This window comes from Shewanella chilikensis, assembly GCF_037953065.1.
GTDB lineage: Bacteria > Pseudomonadota > Gammaproteobacteria > Enterobacterales > Shewanellaceae > Shewanella > Shewanella chilikensis.
The window spans coordinates 3,631,207-3,646,426 of the sequence record NZ_CP149966.1 but is presented as its reverse complement, the minus strand read 5'-3'; the positions used below and the strand labels follow the sequence as shown (position 1 = coordinate 3,646,426).

Here is a 15,220-nt window from a genome sequence, read left to right as displayed (position 1 = left end):
ATAATTATAATGAAATTCAACAAACTCATGTACGCCATGGGGCTGGCAGGCACCCTGGCACTCGTTGGCTGTTCGGATGACGACAACGATCAGAACCCGCCTCCGGTCGATAACACACTGCAGGCATTTGCACCGGACGGCAAGCTCTCAGTCAGCGTTCGGCGCACCAGTTTCGGTGTACCTCATATTCAAGCCGACAATTTGGAAAGCCTGGGATTCGGTAACGGCTATGTGCAGGCTCAGGATAATCTGTGTATCCTGGCCGATGGTTTTGTTAAGGCCAACTCAGAGCGTTCCATGTATTTCGGCCCCCATGCCAGCTTGGACTTCACCACAGGGATCCCGGCCCGGGAAGACAATGGCAACTTGATCTCCGACTTTGCCTACAAGGCGCTCAAGGTCAGAGCTCAGGCCGAGGTCAAATGGCCTGAATTCAGCGAAAACTCCCGGGCACTGATCAGCGGGTTTGTCGCCGGCTATAACCGGTATTTAAGCGATGTGGCCGAAGGCAAGCAACAGGCCGAGCCCTTCTGTGCCGGGCAACCCTGGGTCAAGCCTATTGAACCTGAAGATGTGGTGACCTACCTGTTTTCAATTGCCCTGTTACCGGGGGCGGCCAACTTCCTGGATCTTATTTTTTACGCCAATCCGGGTGATGGTGATGAATATCTGCCGCGAATAGTCGGCCCGGCTCCGGCCTCTGCCGCCCAGACCGCTTTTGTCAATGACATCAACAGCAAGCTGATTGCCAGAGCCGCCAATATTTCAACCCCGGAGACCAACCCGGGTGAACTGGGCTCCAACGGCTGGGGCCTTGGCAAAGACAAGACGGAAAACGGCAAGGGCATGGTGCTTGGGAACCCGCACTTCCCGCATACGGGTAACCTGAGGTTCTGGCAGTCCCATGCCACCATTCCCGGTCACCTGGATGTGATGGGCGGCTCTCTGGTAGGCATGCCGGGCCCAATCAATATTGGTTTCAACAAAGATCTCGCCTGGACCCATACCTTCTCCACCGCCGAACATTTTGTGGTCTATAACCTGGAGCTGGTTTCCGGCGACCGAATGCAGTATCTGTTTGACGGTGAGCCTATGCCTATCAGCAAGGAAACCGTGCAGGTGCTGGTCAATGCCGGTCCGGCGGGTATGCTGGTAGCCGAAAAAGATATCTATACCACTCCCAAGGGACCTATAGTAGAAGCGCCTGCCACCCAGGCACCTTTTGGTTGGGACGATGGCCAGGCCTTTATGTTGCAGGATGCCAACATGGCGACCATGGATCCCGTGGATCACTGGCTGGCGATGAACATGGCCGCTAACAAGCAGGAGTTTGTGCAGGCATTTAAAGACTATGACGGCATGATCTTCAACAACACCATGTATGCCGACAGGGAAGGCAACGCCTTCTATATCGATGACTCTACCGTGCCGGGATTATCCGAGGCGGCTGTGGTATTGCTGAAGACCTCCCCTGAGATCAAGGCGGCCAAGGCGCAGGCGGGCTTTACCATATTGCCGGGCAATACCTCGCTGTTCGCCTTCGATGGCCCCACGCCTTTCGAGCGGGCGCCCAAGTTGGAACGCACAGACTTTGTACAAAACTCCAACAACTCCTTCTGGTCTACTAACCCGGCCGAGCCGCTGGAGTATTTCTCCCCCATGTACGGCCCGGAGCGTGGCCAACTGAGTATGAGAACCCGTATGGGGCTCAAGCTGCTTGGTGATGCCGCCGGTAGTGATGAGAAGTTCAACCTGGATGAACTGGAGGCGGCAGTGCTCAACAACCGCAGCTATCTGGCCGAAATGGTTTTGGATGATCTGATTGCCCAGTGCGAGGCCAAGGGCAGTGAACCTGTCATGGTCGGTACCCTTGCCAAGGATATCAGCGCTGCCTGCACGGCGCTCAAGGCCTGGAATGGTCATCAGGACAACGACAGTAAAGGCGGCGCCTTGCTTCGGGAATTTGCCCACCTGTTCAATGACAAAACCATGTTGACCCAAGGCTTTGATTATTTGCAGCCAGCGACCACTCCCACAGGGCTGAGTTCTGACGGTTCGGCGCTCACCGCGCTGGCACATGCCGCGCTCAACCTGGAAGCGGCCGGTTTTGCCGTTGATGCGCCCCTTGGCAGTGTACAGTTTGTCGAGCGTTCATTGCCGGATGGCAGCGCCAGTGGTGTGCGTTTGCCCTGGCCCGGCAGTCATCATGCCGAGGGTGGTTTCAACGTATTTTCCACCAAGACCAGTGGTGATGATACGCTGATCCCGCAGCATTCGTACGCACCGGCAACCGATATTCTGAGCGGCAAAGCGCTGGATTCCGGTCTGAGCGCCAAGGGCTATCAGGTTCGTTATGGCTCCAGCTGGATGATGGCGGTGAGCTTTACCGATGAGGGCCCGGAGGCGAGAGGAATACTGACCTATTCAGAGACCAGCAATATTCTGCGTCCTGAGTTTGCCGATCAGACCGCGCTCTACTCCGGTGAGAAACGTTTCCGCCCCTTGCTGTTCAAAGAAGCGGATATTGATGCGGCAACCGTATCCAAGATGGAACTGACGCTCGAGCGTTAAGCGCTATTCTTTCAGTTTCAATGCCGTTCATCTCGATGAGCGGCATTTTTTTTGCCTGCTGCCGGTTTGTTAATAAAATTACAACTTGGACCGTGACCACTGTCGGGTTTTAATTCAGCCTTGTTGAGTCATGTCATATTTTTATCTCGAACGTGCCGGTGATCTCTGTTGCTGTTTTTCTCTGCAAACCTGATGCTTTACCGGCTGACATTCAAGGTAGCGTCTGTGTTTCCACGGCTTTGCGGGGTGGAATCAACTTGTTGCTTAATTGAAATTTTATTACAGCCAAAGGCCGATCTGGATCCCAGTTATGACGTAGAGCTCAAGTTCAGTGTCGTGAATGGCGGTTCAGATCAATTTCTTTGGTGGGCGATTGGCTATGCTTGCCGCCAATTAAAGCCGAAGTTAAGGTAATCCTTATGCAACAAGAGATCACAGGTACGCAGGTTCAAGACGCAGTACTGACCCCCACCACACCGGGAAAGGGACAAGTGTCAGGCTCACTGGCCTGGACGGCCCAGGATACCACCTGGATGCTGAGTCTGTTTGGCACTGCCGTGGGCGCCGGGATCCTGTTTTTACCTATGAATGCCGGTCTCGGTGGTTTTTGGCCGCTGTTGTTGCTGACCATTTTGATAGGTCCCATGACCTATCTTTCTCACCGGGGCTTGTCTCGCTTTGTTTGTGCCTCGAAGATTGAAGGCAGTGATATCACTCAAGTGGTCGAGGAGTACTTCGGTGTTGGCGCAGGTCGCGCCATTACCTGGCTCTATTTTTTGGCCATCTACCCCATTGTGTTGATTTATGGCGTGAGTATTACCAATACGGTTGACAGTTTTATGGTGCATCAATTGGGGATGGCATCTTTGCCGCGTTGGTTACTGTCCGGTGCTTTGATTGCCGGTATGATGGCCGTGATGGTGGCCGGTGAGCGGCTGATGCTCAAAGTGACTCAATTCCTGGTTTATCCTCTGGTTGGCATCTTGCTGTTTATGTCGCTCTATCTCATTCCCGATTGGAAGCTGGATGCCTTGATGCAGGTTCCTTCGGCCGGAGAGTTTCTCGGTATTGTTTGGGTCACCATCCCTGTGTTGATCTTCTCCTTTAACCATTCTCCGGCAATTTCCCAGTTTGCGGTATCACTGAAGCGGGAACATGGCGCCAATGCGGCCAAGAAGGCCGATATGATCTTGCGTAATACTGCCATGATGTTGCTGGGGTTTGTGATGCTGTTTGTGTTTTCCTGTGTACTGGCCATGAGTCCGGCACAGCTGGCACAAGCCAAGGCATCCAACTTGCCGATTTTGTCTTACCTGGCCAATATCCATGATAGTGCGTTTATCAGCTATGTGGGGCCGGTTGTTGCGTTTGTGGCCATAGTTTCCTCTTTCTTTGGCCACTATCTGGGAGCCACTGAAGGGTTGAAGGGAATTGCCTCCAAACAGTTGCCATTCGTTCGAGAGCGTTGCAGCGACAAGGGGCTGAATCGCGGTATTCAGCTGTTTATGTTTCTGACTGTTTGGGGCGCGGCAATCGCCAACCCCAGTATCCTGACGATGATTGAAGCTCTGGGCGGCCCAGTGATCGCGGCCATTCTCTACCTGATGCCTATGTATGCTGTTTACAAAGTACCGGCACTCAAAGCCTATCGCGGTCGTTTGAGCAACATCTTTGTGATAGTGGCCGGTTTGATGTCCATGACCGCCATTTTTTACTCCTTCTTCCAAGGATAAGTTACTGAGGTGAGCATGTTCAGTACCTTTGATATTTTCAAGATAGGTGTGGGCCCTTCCAGCTCTCATACTGTAGGCCCTATGAAGGCGGCGCGGGATTTTGTCGAGCAGCTGCATCTTGAAGGACGTTTGAGTCGGCTAACCCGGGTAAGTGTCGATGTTTATGGTTCACTGTCGCTGACCGGCAAGGGCCACCATACAGATATCGCCATCATTATGGGGTTGGCGGGCAATAGTCCGGAGGCTGTGGATATAGATGCGATCCCGGCATTTATCCAGCAGGTGCAGGCCTGTGGTGAACTCGTGCTCGGACACGGGCACAAGGTGGCCTTTCCGGCCGATGCCGTGCAGTTTCATAGTGAGACCCTGCCGCTGCATGAAAATGCCATGCGGCTCACCGCCTGGGCCGGTGAGCTGGTATTGACCAGCAAGACCTACTATTCCATCGGCGGTGGTTTTGTGGTGGAAGAGGCCGACTTTGGTAAACAAGTTGCGAGTGAGCAGAGCTTACCTTACCCCTTTACCAATGCCGAAGAGTTGCTGGCACTGTGCCGCGAACACGGCATGAGTATCAGTGCGCTGATGCTGGCCAATGAAAAGGCGTTGGCTCCAGAGGAGCGCATCTACCGTGGTCTTGGCAATATCTGGCACACAATGAAGCAAGCCATCGACAAGGGATGTCATACCGAAGGGATTCTGGCCGGGCCATTGAGAGTACCAAGGCGGGCACCGGCACTGTTGCGGCAATTGCAAACCGGGGAGCGTCTTTCCAGCGATCCTATGGTCATAGTCGATTGGGTGAACCTGTTTGCCCTGGCGGTCAGTGAGGAAAATGCGGCCGGTGGTCGGGTAGTGACTTCGCCGACCAATGGAGCGGCCGGGATTATTCCGGCCGTGATGGCCTATTTTGACAAGTTCATTCGTCCTTTGGGGCAGAAGGAGTACAGTCGCTTTTTGCTGACCGCCGCGGCCATAGGTGGGCTTTACAAGCGTAATGCCTCTATCTCGGGTGCCGAAGTAGGGTGTCAGGGTGAGGTCGGGGTTGCCTGCTCCATGGCGGCGGCCGGTTTGGCCGAGCTGATGGGAGCCAGCCCAGCCCAGGTGTGTATGGCGGCCGAAATCGGCATGGAGCACAATCTGGGGCTTACTTGCGATCCTGTCGCCGGGCAGGTTCAAGTGCCCTGTATTGAGCGTAACGCCATTGCCGCCGTGAAGGCGGTTAACTCGGCCCGAATGGCGCTGCGGCGTAACTGTGAGCCCAGAGTCAGCCTGGATAAGGTGATAGCCACCATGTATGAAACCGGCAAGGACATGAGCGCCAAGTACCGGGAAACCAGTCAGGGTGGCCTGGCCATTAAGGTTACCAGTATCTGCGCCTGAACTTAGGTGGGCTTTTCTTCATACATCAAGTAGTGGCTCTGACTCATGCCCAGTGACTGGTAAGTTTGCTGGGCACGAGAGTTTTCCTGCTCGACATAGAGCCTGAAGCTGGCGGCGCCCCCCTGGCGCTCTGCCAGCGCTTTGACCTCCTGATACAGGGCGCGGTAGATCCCCTTGCGTCTGTGCTCGGGTTTGATATAGACACTCTGGATCCAGAAGTAGTCGGCGGCGCGCCAGTCACTCCATTCATAGGTAACCATCAAGGAGCCTGCAATCTCTCCATCGATCTCCGCCACCAGATAAAAACCTTTGGCGGGGTTTTCCAATAGAGTGCTGACGCCACGGCTCAGGGTGTCGCTATCCAGTGCCAATCCTTCGGTTTCCTGTGCCATCGCCTGGTTGAAGGCCACCAGGGCCTCGGTGTCTTTTGGGGTACCTTTTCTTAGCAGCATAATTATTCCTTTGAGTTCTGTTTGCTTCGGAGTGTTTGTGGGGCGGGGCACAATTTATCAGCAGTCAGGTGTAGGCGCAAAGGGGACTGGATCAAAAGTGTCACTTCCGGCTTTGCTCGGATTATCAAGTGCCAACTCATGGTTACTCCCTCAGGAACCGGGCAGCGTGATACAGATCATCCTTGCGGAAGGTGCTCTGTGCTAAACTCGCGCACCGGCCTTGATGTCTGATCTCGGCCATCTGCCAAGGAAATGGCCCCTCTCTTTTTCAAATATCAAGGTTTACACATGTCAAAACACGAACCTTCACGCATCGGCCGTCTGTGGTCACGCTGGTCGGGGCTGCCTTTGTGGCTGAAGATACTGATAGGTATGGTTCTGGGGATGAGCACAGGACTGATGCTGGGTAAAGACGCCATCTATCTCAAGCCGATAGGGACTTTGTTCGTCAACACTATCAAGATGCTGATAGTGCCTTTGGTGTTCTGCTCGCTGATAGTGGGGGTGACCTCAATGCAGGATACCGCCAAGATGGGGCGGATAGGTTTTAAATCCTTTGCTTTCTACCTGGGTACCACTTCCATTGCCATCAGCCTGGGGTTGATTGTCGGTTCTGTCATACGTCCGGGATCCGGCTTGAGCATGACACCTGAAATCGGTACCGAAAAGGTTGCCCAGGCCCCCTCTTTGATGGAAACCCTGATCAACATAGTGCCTACCAATCCAGTATCGGCTTTGGCCGAAGGGCAGATACTGCAAGTGATAGTGTTTGCGGTAGCGCTGGGGATTGCCCTGGTGTTGATAGGGGAACATGGCAAGCCTGCGATTCGGGTATTCGAGAGCCTGGCAGAAGCTATGTATAAACTGACCGATATGGTGATGAGTCTGGCGCCCTACGGGGTGTTTGGCTTGATGGCTTGGGTCGCCGGTGAGTATGGCATGGAGATGTTGTTGCCGCTCATTAAGGTGATTGTTGCCGTTTATATCGGTTGTTTCCTGCATATTGTCGGCTTCTACAGCTTGGTCTTGAGTGTCTTTGCCCGTCTCAATCCATTGCATTTCTTTAAGGGTATAAGCAATGCCATGGCTGTCGCCTTCACCACGTCAAGCTCGGCGGGGAGCTTGCCGGCCAGTATGAAGTGTGCCAGTGAGTACTTGGGGGTGAACAAGAAGATCTCCAGTTTTGTGCTACCGCTGGGTACCACTATCAATATGGATGGCACCGCACTCTACCAAGGGGTGACTGCGCTGTTTGTGGCTCAGGCCTTTGGCATAGACCTCACCTGGGTGGACTACATCACTATTATTCTGACAGCGACGCTGGCTTCTATAGGTACTGCAGGTGTGCCCGGCGCCGGTTTGGTGATGTTGACGCTGGTGCTGACCACAGTAGGTTTGCCGCTGGAAGGGGTGGCGATTATTGCCGGTATCGACCGTATTCTGGATATGGCCCGCACTGTGGTTAACGTCTCCGGCGACTTGGTGGCTACCACAGTGATTGCCAAGTCGGAAAATGAACTGGATATCGAACACTACAATGCCGATATGCAGCAGAGTGCTCTGATAGCTGAACAGAATGCCGTTGACACTATAGAGCATGGCCGTAATTGATATGAGTTACATAAATGAAAAAACCGCCTGAAGGCGGTTTTTTTATGACTGAAGGGAAAAATCAGAGGCTGCTGAGTTGCAGCAGAACCTGGCCGTCAACCCCCTTGAGCAAGAGTTTGCCATTGCTGATTTCACCTTGGGTCACCTGAGGTAGGGCCTGCATCACCAGTTGTTCTTGGGCCATCAGTGCATCGACACAGGCTTTCATTGTGCTGCCGGCGGGGGAGAGCTTTAACTTCAAGCCTTCCTGGGAATAGGTGCCGAAGAAGTTATTGCAGCTGTTGTTACCTGACAATTTGCCATCCTTGGTAAAAACCAGCTGGGCGGGACTGTAATCTATTGTCGGTTGTCCCATAATGCTTTCTACTTGCCAGCTGCCTTCCAGTGGCAGAAACTGACCTTGGGTATCCGGGGTGGTTTGGCAGGCAGCCAGACCAAATAGCAGCGCAGCAGCTACGAGAGTTTTCTTAATCATGGTCATTTTTCCATTAGTCTATAAAGCCTTTATAGTGTGACAAGAATAACGCGGATTAAAAAGGGGGAGAAGGGTGATATCCAATGCTAACTCAGTGATAGGCCTTCTAAAGTTGTTACATTGGATGGGAGTGTTAATGCTGCTTGGCGGTATTGGGCTTTATATGTTGACCACTATGGCGCTAGAGGTCAGCGGAATGTTGACTATTGCCTCGCTGATAGGCTTGGGCTTGGTATTTATGTCGCCATATCCTGTGGTTATCTTTATCCAATGGGCCAAGGCACAGGATCAAAAACCGCAATAATCGCCCAAGTTCGTAGCTTGGTTTACTCAACATAAGCGGCTTATGCCGGATTGGCGTTAAGTTTTATATTGCAGTAGATCTTGCTCTGCCTGTTCCAACATAGGTGAAAGTTTGAAGTGGGAGTCAGGTGCAAAGAAGCTTTTCCCAACCAGCAGTTGTAGGCCGCAATCGCTGCGACTGACCTGCTTTTTTAGGCGGCTGGTGAGAATATCCAAATGCGCTTGGTTGTCTACAAATGCCAGGATAATGAATTGGCTTTTATTCAACCTGGTGCAGATATCGGCTTCACGCATGTTTTCCAGTATCACCCTTGCCAGTATTTTCAGGGCCTTATCTTGTTGTAGTCCGGCAATACGGTTTGAGTTAAGTTCCTTGCCTTCCAACAGTAAAAGTCCGGCATGGGAGCCCAAACGGCGACTAAGACTCAACTGCCTTGGTGCCAGTAGATTAAAGCCCCTGGGATTGAGCATACCTGTGAGTTCATCTTGCAAAGACAGAGACTCCATCTGCTCCATCAATTGCAACTGTCCAAGCTCACTTTTGAGCAGCGCCAACATAGGTTCCAGCAAAGACTGCAACTGCTCTATCGCCACCTTGGGTTTGCCATTGAGGATCAGTAATTCACCAAACAGCTTGCCATCGGACCAATGAAGTGGGTAATTGATGGTCTTGGCCGGGTTAGCAGCAAAGTGTTGCAGCATAGAGGCAATATCTTCAAATTCAGTTGGGATTTCAGCCGCCGAACTGTAGCTCAATACCTGAACTTGAGTATCAGGCATATACTGCAGCAGTAATACGGTTTGTGCATGAAATATTTCTCTGACAGTGGTTAAGCGGTTTTGCCAATGGCTGAGCTTTAAAGGGTCGTTGGGGTGGTCTCTTAAGCCAGTGGTTTTCTCCGTCAGTGGCGCATGCATATAGTTATCGTATTTTTGATGGCTGGGATTGCCTCAGGATACCTAACCGTTCTCGTTAATGAAATGCAAAGAATCGGTTATTGGATCTAAGTCTTTTTAATGCTTGTTCTGTGCTTTGAATCAAGGCTTTTCTGTTTCTTTCTTTTGTTTGGATGACTTGAGTCCTGCTCTGGCACTTTCCAGCATGGGTGCCAGCTTGGCTGCTGAATCCGGGCTGAAAAAGCAACTGCTGGAGTCCAACTGCAATGGTGCCGAAAACTGGTTCATCTGCCGTTCAAGGCGTTTGATAATGTGTTCCAGATCCCGTTCCAGGTCGACAAACACCAGCAAGACGTATTGGCTGTCGTTGTAGTGGGCGGCAATATCCGCGGTTCTTATGGTACTGAGGATCAGGTTGCCGAGTTCCTTATGATGACGTGCCAGCGTTTCGGCATCCATATTCACACCAGGTACCAACTCAAAAAAAATAATGCCTGAATGAGCACCGAAGCGGCGACCGAGATTGAGCTGTCTGGGCGCCATCATAATGAAACCATAACGGTTGAGTATGCCGGTATCCCGGTCACGCATGGATAGCGATTCGATTCTATGGCTTTGGCATAGGAGCGCCAAGTCTTGCTGTAGCAGAATTTGAAACGGTTCCAGCATATAAGGGCTTATGTGCTGCTGCTCGCTGGCATGGGCATTGATGACACACAGGCAACCGAATACTGAACCGTCGGGCCAGAGCACTGGCCGGGATAGAATTCCCAGGACATTGCTGAACTCTTTTGGGTTGTCATCATTGGTGGAGCGGGTGAGATCCAGATTGACGCCCTCGGGTGGGCTATCGACCATACGCTGGAATACACTTTCATCTGCAGAGAATACCTTGCCGGGCGGGAACCTGTGGCTGGCATCGGCGGCGCTGACAATGACTTCGAATCCCTGATCTGTCTTTTGCAGCACAAAGACTTTGTCGGCCTGGTAGTAACGTTTCATTAGCTCACATTGATGCATCCAGCGAATAAGGTTGAGTCTGTGGCTTTCATTTTCCAATAGGCTCTTGCCTGGGTCTATGGTATCCGGGAGCATGTCTCTTCCTGAGTGAAGTGGCTTAAGTTCAACTTTAAGTGTGGAAGCAGTATGGGAATTTCGCAAATCGAGTGCGGCTCAAACCTGCTTTGGCTATAATGCGGCTTCTTTTATTGCTGAGTCTTTTTAATGCCGAAAACCATGCAATACCGCCAGGCCGAGGCGGCCGATGTTGAGACGATAGCTTGTCTGGAGCAGCGCTTCGGCCAGGATGAATTGAGTGCCAGAGAGCGTACACAGGGCATGCAAGGGCAGGGTTTTTCGGCCAAGGAGCTTGAACCTCTGGTGGCTTCCGGTCATGTATGGCTGGCGTTGGACGCGACTAAGGTAGTCGGTTATCTGATAAGCGGCAGTTGGGATAAACTCAAGCATTCGCCTTTGTGTCAGGCCCTCTGTCGGCAACTGGCCCAGAATCGCTTTGACCTGGGGCTGAACTGGCAGCAGACTCTGAATTACGGCCCGGTTTGGGTGCATCCTGATTATCGTGGCAAGGGCGTGTTTGATAAGCTTTACGGCGCCGCCAGAGCCAACATCAGTGCGCCTTGGCTGGCGCTGATCGCCGAGGACAACGAGGCGTCTATACGTGCCCATAGCCGGGATGGCCGCATGCGCACCCTGGACTTTGTCACCCTTTGCGGCCGGGATTTCTATCTGCTGCAGGGCTAACAGCCGCTTTGACGCGGGAGAGCAAGATGCAAAACACGCCAGAAACCCTATTGCAAGTCTGTGAGTCGCTAAGGCTCTCTGCCTGGGATAATGTTAGATACCTGGTGTCTGTTTTGGCGCTGCAGGGCGAACAGGCAAAGGCCTTTGAAGCCCAAATCGATGGCAAGCCGCATTATCTGCTGCAAGCCTTGGGCGTTTGTTTCGACTGTGGGCGCAGCAACAGTTATCAGGTGCAGATCCGTCTATTGACCGACACCGAATTCACTCCAATGAAAGTGTTGGATATCACGCCGCTATCGGCCGAGCAGTTGGGTTACCTCTGTATGGAAACGGCCCATTTCGATCACTGCTACTGAGATATCGCCTGATAAATAGATATAAAAAAACCGCCCTGAGGCGGTTTTTACAAGCTGAGTCTATTACAGACCTGCGTCGGCACGCAGGGCTTCAGCCTTGTTGGTTTGCTCCCATGGGAACTCATCACGGCCGAAGTGACCGTAAGCGGCGGTGCCTTGATAGATGGGACGCGCCAGATCCAGCATCTCGGTCAGGCCGTATGGACGCAGATCGAAGTGCTGACGTACCAACTGGATAAGCAATTCTTGCGAGACTTTGCCGGTACCGAAGGTTTCCACACTGATGGAGGTCGGTTCGGCCACACCAATGGCGTAAGACACCTGGATTTCACAGCGATCCGCCAGACCGGCAGCCACTATGTTCTTGGCAACGTAACGGGCAGCGTAAGCGGCGCTACGGTCAACCTTGGATGGGTCTTTACCTGAGAAAGCGCCACCACCGTGACGGGCCATGCCGCCATAGGTATCAACGATGATCTTGCGACCGGTCAAACCACAGTCACCCATAGGGCCACCGATAACGAAACGGCCGGTTGGGTTGATGAAGTACTTGGTGTCCTTGTTCAGCCACTGGGCTGGCAATACCGGCTTGATGATGGTTTCCATCACGCCTTCCACCAGATCCGCCTGACTGACGCTTTCGCAATGCTGGGTAGAAAGTACCACGGCATCGATACCGACAATCTTGTTGTCTTCGTAGGCGAAAGTCACCTGAGACTTGGCATCGGGACGCAGCCAAGGCAGAGCGCCGCTCTTGCGTACTTCTGACTGGCGCTTAACCAACTGGTGAGCGTAGGTGATAGGAGCGGGCATCAGCACGTCGGTCTCATTGCTGGCGTAACCGAACATCAGACCCTGGTCACCGGCACCCTGTTCTTTGGGATCGGCACGGTCTACACCCTGGTTGATATCGGGGGACTGCTTGCCGATGGCGTTCAGTACCGCGCAGCTGTCGGCATCAAAACCCATATCCGAGTGGGTATAACCTATTTCGCGAACGGTTTTACGGGTCAGTTCTTCAATATCGACCCAGGCAGAGGTGGTGACTTCACCGGCTACCAGTACCATACCTGTCTTGACCAAGGTTTCACAGGCTACACGGGCCTTGGGATCCTGAGCCAGAATCGCGTCGAGTACCGCATCAGAAATCTGATCGGCGATTTTATCTGGATGTCCTTCTGAGACTGACTCAGAGGTAAACAAGTGTTTTGCCATAATTCGGAAAATCTCGTCTGTGGAATTCAAACGTGTAGAAGCATCTACATCTAGACGGCCATTTTAGTGGAATTCGACGGGGATGACACCCCTTGTCGCAAATATTTGTGCGCCATGGCGCAGGAATCGGCCCAAATGACTAAGAGCTTTTTCCACTGTTTTCAGCTATTTTGCTGAAATGTATCAGGTTCATCTGTATCTGGATGGGGTTTTTCCTATGGCGCTTTAACCCAGGCAGCCGCATTGAAAGCGATCAGCGGATAGGCAAGTTGACAGCTTTGTGAGCGGTAAGCTTCGTAAATGAGGTGCAAATGTAAACACAAAGCAAAGCCTGGGCTGCTTTTGCCGTCGTGAGAGGGTGAATTTTATTTGCGTCCTTCTGCCCGGTAGGGGAAAATATGACTCCATTTTGCCCAAGACCTCTAAGATCAAGCAGGAGAGAGCATGTCTTCCCGTAAAGAACTCGCTAACGCTATCCGTGTTTTAAGTATGGACGCTGTCCAAAAGGCCAATTCCGGCCACCCCGGTGCTCCCATGGGGATGGCAGATATCGCCGAAGTCCTGTGGCGGGATCACCTCAAGCACAACCCTGTGAACCCTCAATGGGCTGACCGCGACCGCTTTGTGCTGTCAAACGGCCATGGTTCCATGCTGCATTACTCACTGCTGCATCTGGCGGGTTATGATCTGGGCATTGAAGATCTCAAGCAGTTCCGTCAACTGCACTCACGCACTCCGGGCCATCCTGAATATGGTTATGCTCCCGGTATTGAAACCACCACTGGGCCTCTGGGGCAAGGCATCACCAATGCCGTAGGTATGGCGATTGCGGAAAAGGCTCTGGCGGCTCAGTTTAACCGTGACGGTCACGATATTGTCGATCACCACACTTATGTCTTCATGGGTGACGGCTGTCTGATGGAAGGTATCTCCCATGAGGCCTGCTCACTGGCCGGTACCCTGGGTCTTGGCAAACTGATCGCCTTCTGGGATGACAACGGTATCTCCATCGATGGTCATGTTGAAGGTTGGTTCAGCGATGATACTCCCAAGCGCTTTGAAGCCTATGGCTGGCACGTGGTTGCCGGTGTCGATGGTCACGACCCACAAGCTATTAACGCCGCCATTGAAGCCGCCAAGGCCGATCCGCGTCCATCGCTGATCTGCTGCAAGACCGTAATAGGTTACGGTTCTCCCAACAAGTCCGGTTCTCATGATTGCCACGGTGCGCCACTGGGTGATGCTGAAATTGCCGCCACCCGTGAATTCCTGGGCTGGAAGCACGACCCATTCGTGATCCCATCTGAAATCTATGCCGCCTGGGATGCCAAGGAAGCCGGTAAGGCCGCCGAAAACAGCTGGAACGACAAGTTCGCTGCCTATGAAGCCGCTCACCCTGCGCTGGCCGCCGAGCTCAAGCGTCGCCTCAACGGTGAACTGCCAGCCAACTTTGACGCCGATGCCAACGCCTATATAGAGCAGCTGCAGGCCAATCCTGCCAATATCGCTTCCCGTAAGGCCTCGCAAAATGCGCTGGAAGCCTTCGGTAAAATACTGCCGGAATTCTTAGGGGGCAGTGCTGACCTGGCGCCTTCCAACCTGACCATGTACTCAGGTTCCAAGCCTATTTCGGCCGAAGATGCCAGCGGCAACTACCTGCACTATGGTGTGCGTGAGTTTGGTATGACCGCCATCATCAACGGTATTGCCCTGCACGGCGGGTTTGTACCTTACGGCGCCACCTTCCTGATGTTTATGGAATACGCCCGTAACGCCATGCGCATGGCTGCGCTGATGAAGGTGCAGAATATTCAAGTCTATACCCACGACTCCATTGGTCTGGGTGAAGATGGCCCGACTCACCAGCCGGTTGAGCAGATTGCCTCTTTGCGTATGACTCCCAACATGAGCACCTGGCGTCCATGTGACCAGGTAGAATCTGCCATCGCCTGGAAGTACGCCATTGAGCGCAAAGACGGCCCAACTTCACTGATCTTCTCGCGTCAGAACCTGACCCAGATGCCACGTAGCGCCGAGCAGCTGAGCGATGTGGCCAAGGGCGGTTATGTGCTGGTGGATTGTGAAGGCACGCCTGAGCTGATCATCATTGCCACCGGCAGCGAAGTCGAGTTGGCAGTTAAGGCCCAGGCTGAGCTGGCCGCTACTGGCGCCAAGGTGCGTGTGGTTTCCATGCCATCTACCGACGTATTTGAGCAGCAGGAAGCGGCTTACAAAGAAGCCGTACTGCCAGCCAATGTCACAAAACGATTGGCAGTGGAAGCGGGCATTGCCGATTACTGGTATAAGTATGTCGGCCTGAATGGCCGCATTATTGGCATGACGACTTTCGGTGAGTCAGCGCCTGCCAATCAGTTGTTTGAGATGTTCGGTTTCACTGTCGATAAAGTGGTTGAAGCCGGTAAGGCTCTGCTCGCCTGAGCCGCGCCTGCCTGATTGGAAATGACT

13 protein-coding genes are annotated in these 15,220 nt (G+C 52.9%); 8 read left to right on the top strand and 5 right to left on the bottom strand.

Annotated elements, in window-relative coordinates:
- Nucleotides 1-9 precede the first annotated feature (9 nt).
- The 3 genes from WKR14_RS16570 to WKR14_RS16560 all read left to right on the top strand — a co-directional run bounded on the left by WKR14_RS16570 (nucleotide 10) and on the right by WKR14_RS16560 (nucleotide 5,684).
- The gene (locus WKR14_RS16570) at nucleotides 10-2,571 is read left to right on the top strand and encodes an acylase (RefSeq protein ID WP_286995394.1); all 2,562 of its coding nucleotides are present in this window, start codon (nucleotides 10-12) and stop codon (nucleotides 2,569-2,571) included.
- Nucleotides 2,572-2,990: 419 nt separating this feature from the next.
- Complete coding sequence (locus tag WKR14_RS16565) at nucleotides 2,991-4,304, top strand: aromatic amino acid transport family protein (protein ID WP_101053809.1); 1,314 nt, start codon at nucleotides 2,991-2,993, stop codon at nucleotides 4,302-4,304.
- 15 nt (nucleotides 4,305-4,319) lie between these two features.
- Entirely contained in the window at nucleotides 4,320-5,684 is a 1,365-nt protein-coding gene (locus WKR14_RS16560; RefSeq protein WP_101053806.1) for an L-serine ammonia-lyase, read from the top strand.
- Between the two features lie 2 nt (nucleotides 5,685-5,686).
- Here the strand turns inward: WKR14_RS16560 and WKR14_RS16555 are convergent, their stop codons facing one another.
- Complete coding sequence (locus tag WKR14_RS16555; protein ID WP_101053802.1) at nucleotides 5,687-6,136, bottom strand: GNAT family N-acetyltransferase; 450 nt, start codon at nucleotides 6,134-6,136, stop codon at nucleotides 5,687-5,689.
- 288 nt (nucleotides 6,137-6,424) lie between these two features.
- On the opposite strand from WKR14_RS16555, the gene WKR14_RS16550 reads away from it, so the two are divergent.
- Complete coding sequence (locus WKR14_RS16550) at nucleotides 6,425-7,747, top strand: dicarboxylate/amino acid:cation symporter (protein WP_039033182.1); 1,323 nt, start codon at nucleotides 6,425-6,427, stop codon at nucleotides 7,745-7,747.
- A 61-nt stretch (nucleotides 7,748-7,808) separates the two neighbouring features.
- Here the strand turns inward: WKR14_RS16550 and WKR14_RS16545 are convergent, their stop codons facing one another.
- On the bottom strand, nucleotides 7,809-8,222 hold the full coding sequence (locus WKR14_RS16545) for an META domain-containing protein (protein WP_101053799.1): 414 nt from the start codon (nucleotides 8,220-8,222) through the stop codon (nucleotides 7,809-7,811).
- Nucleotides 8,223-8,346: 124 nt separating this feature from the next.
- On the opposite strand from WKR14_RS16545, the gene WKR14_RS16540 reads away from it, so the two are divergent.
- Nucleotides 8,347-8,526: a hypothetical protein gene (locus WKR14_RS16540; RefSeq protein ID WP_101053796.1), complete on the top strand. Its 180-nt coding sequence runs from the start codon at nucleotides 8,347-8,349 to the stop codon at nucleotides 8,524-8,526.
- Between the two features lie 56 nt (nucleotides 8,527-8,582).
- Here the strand turns inward: WKR14_RS16540 and WKR14_RS16535 are convergent, their stop codons facing one another.
- Together WKR14_RS16535 and WKR14_RS16530 are read right to left on the bottom strand one after the other, a co-directional pair.
- Nucleotides 8,583-9,443, bottom strand: coding sequence for a diguanylate cyclase domain-containing protein (locus WKR14_RS16535; protein WP_224866136.1), 861 nt, complete (start codon nucleotides 9,441-9,443; stop codon nucleotides 8,583-8,585).
- A 120-nt stretch (nucleotides 9,444-9,563) separates the two neighbouring features.
- A complete protein-coding gene (locus tag WKR14_RS16530) occupies nucleotides 9,564-10,517 on the bottom strand; it encodes a deoxycytidine triphosphate deaminase (protein ID WP_101053788.1) in 954 nt (317 codons plus the stop codon).
- A gap of 129 nt (nucleotides 10,518-10,646) precedes the next feature.
- Here WKR14_RS16530 and WKR14_RS16525 point away from each other — a divergent pair, with 129 nt between their 5' ends.
- Together WKR14_RS16525 and WKR14_RS16520 are read left to right on the top strand one after the other, a co-directional pair.
- Entirely contained in the window at nucleotides 10,647-11,183 is a 537-nt protein-coding gene (locus WKR14_RS16525) for a hypothetical protein (RefSeq protein ID WP_339086963.1), read from the top strand.
- Nucleotides 11,184-11,209: 26 nt separating this feature from the next.
- Nucleotides 11,210-11,539, top strand: a complete 330-nt coding sequence (locus tag WKR14_RS16520; RefSeq protein ID WP_025886942.1) for a hypothetical protein — start codon at nucleotides 11,210-11,212, stop codon at nucleotides 11,537-11,539.
- Between the two features lie 63 nt (nucleotides 11,540-11,602).
- Here the strand turns inward: WKR14_RS16520 and metK are convergent, their stop codons facing one another.
- A complete protein-coding gene (gene metK / locus WKR14_RS16515) occupies nucleotides 11,603-12,754 on the bottom strand; it encodes a methionine adenosyltransferase (protein ID WP_071475766.1) in 1,152 nt (383 codons plus the stop codon).
- Nucleotides 12,755-13,198: 444 nt separating this feature from the next.
- Here metK and tkt point away from each other — a divergent pair, with 444 nt between their 5' ends.
- On the top strand, nucleotides 13,199-15,193 hold the full coding sequence (gene tkt / locus WKR14_RS16510) for a transketolase (protein WP_286995392.1): 1,995 nt from the start codon (nucleotides 13,199-13,201) through the stop codon (nucleotides 15,191-15,193).
- Nucleotides 15,194-15,220: the final 27 nt, after the last annotated feature.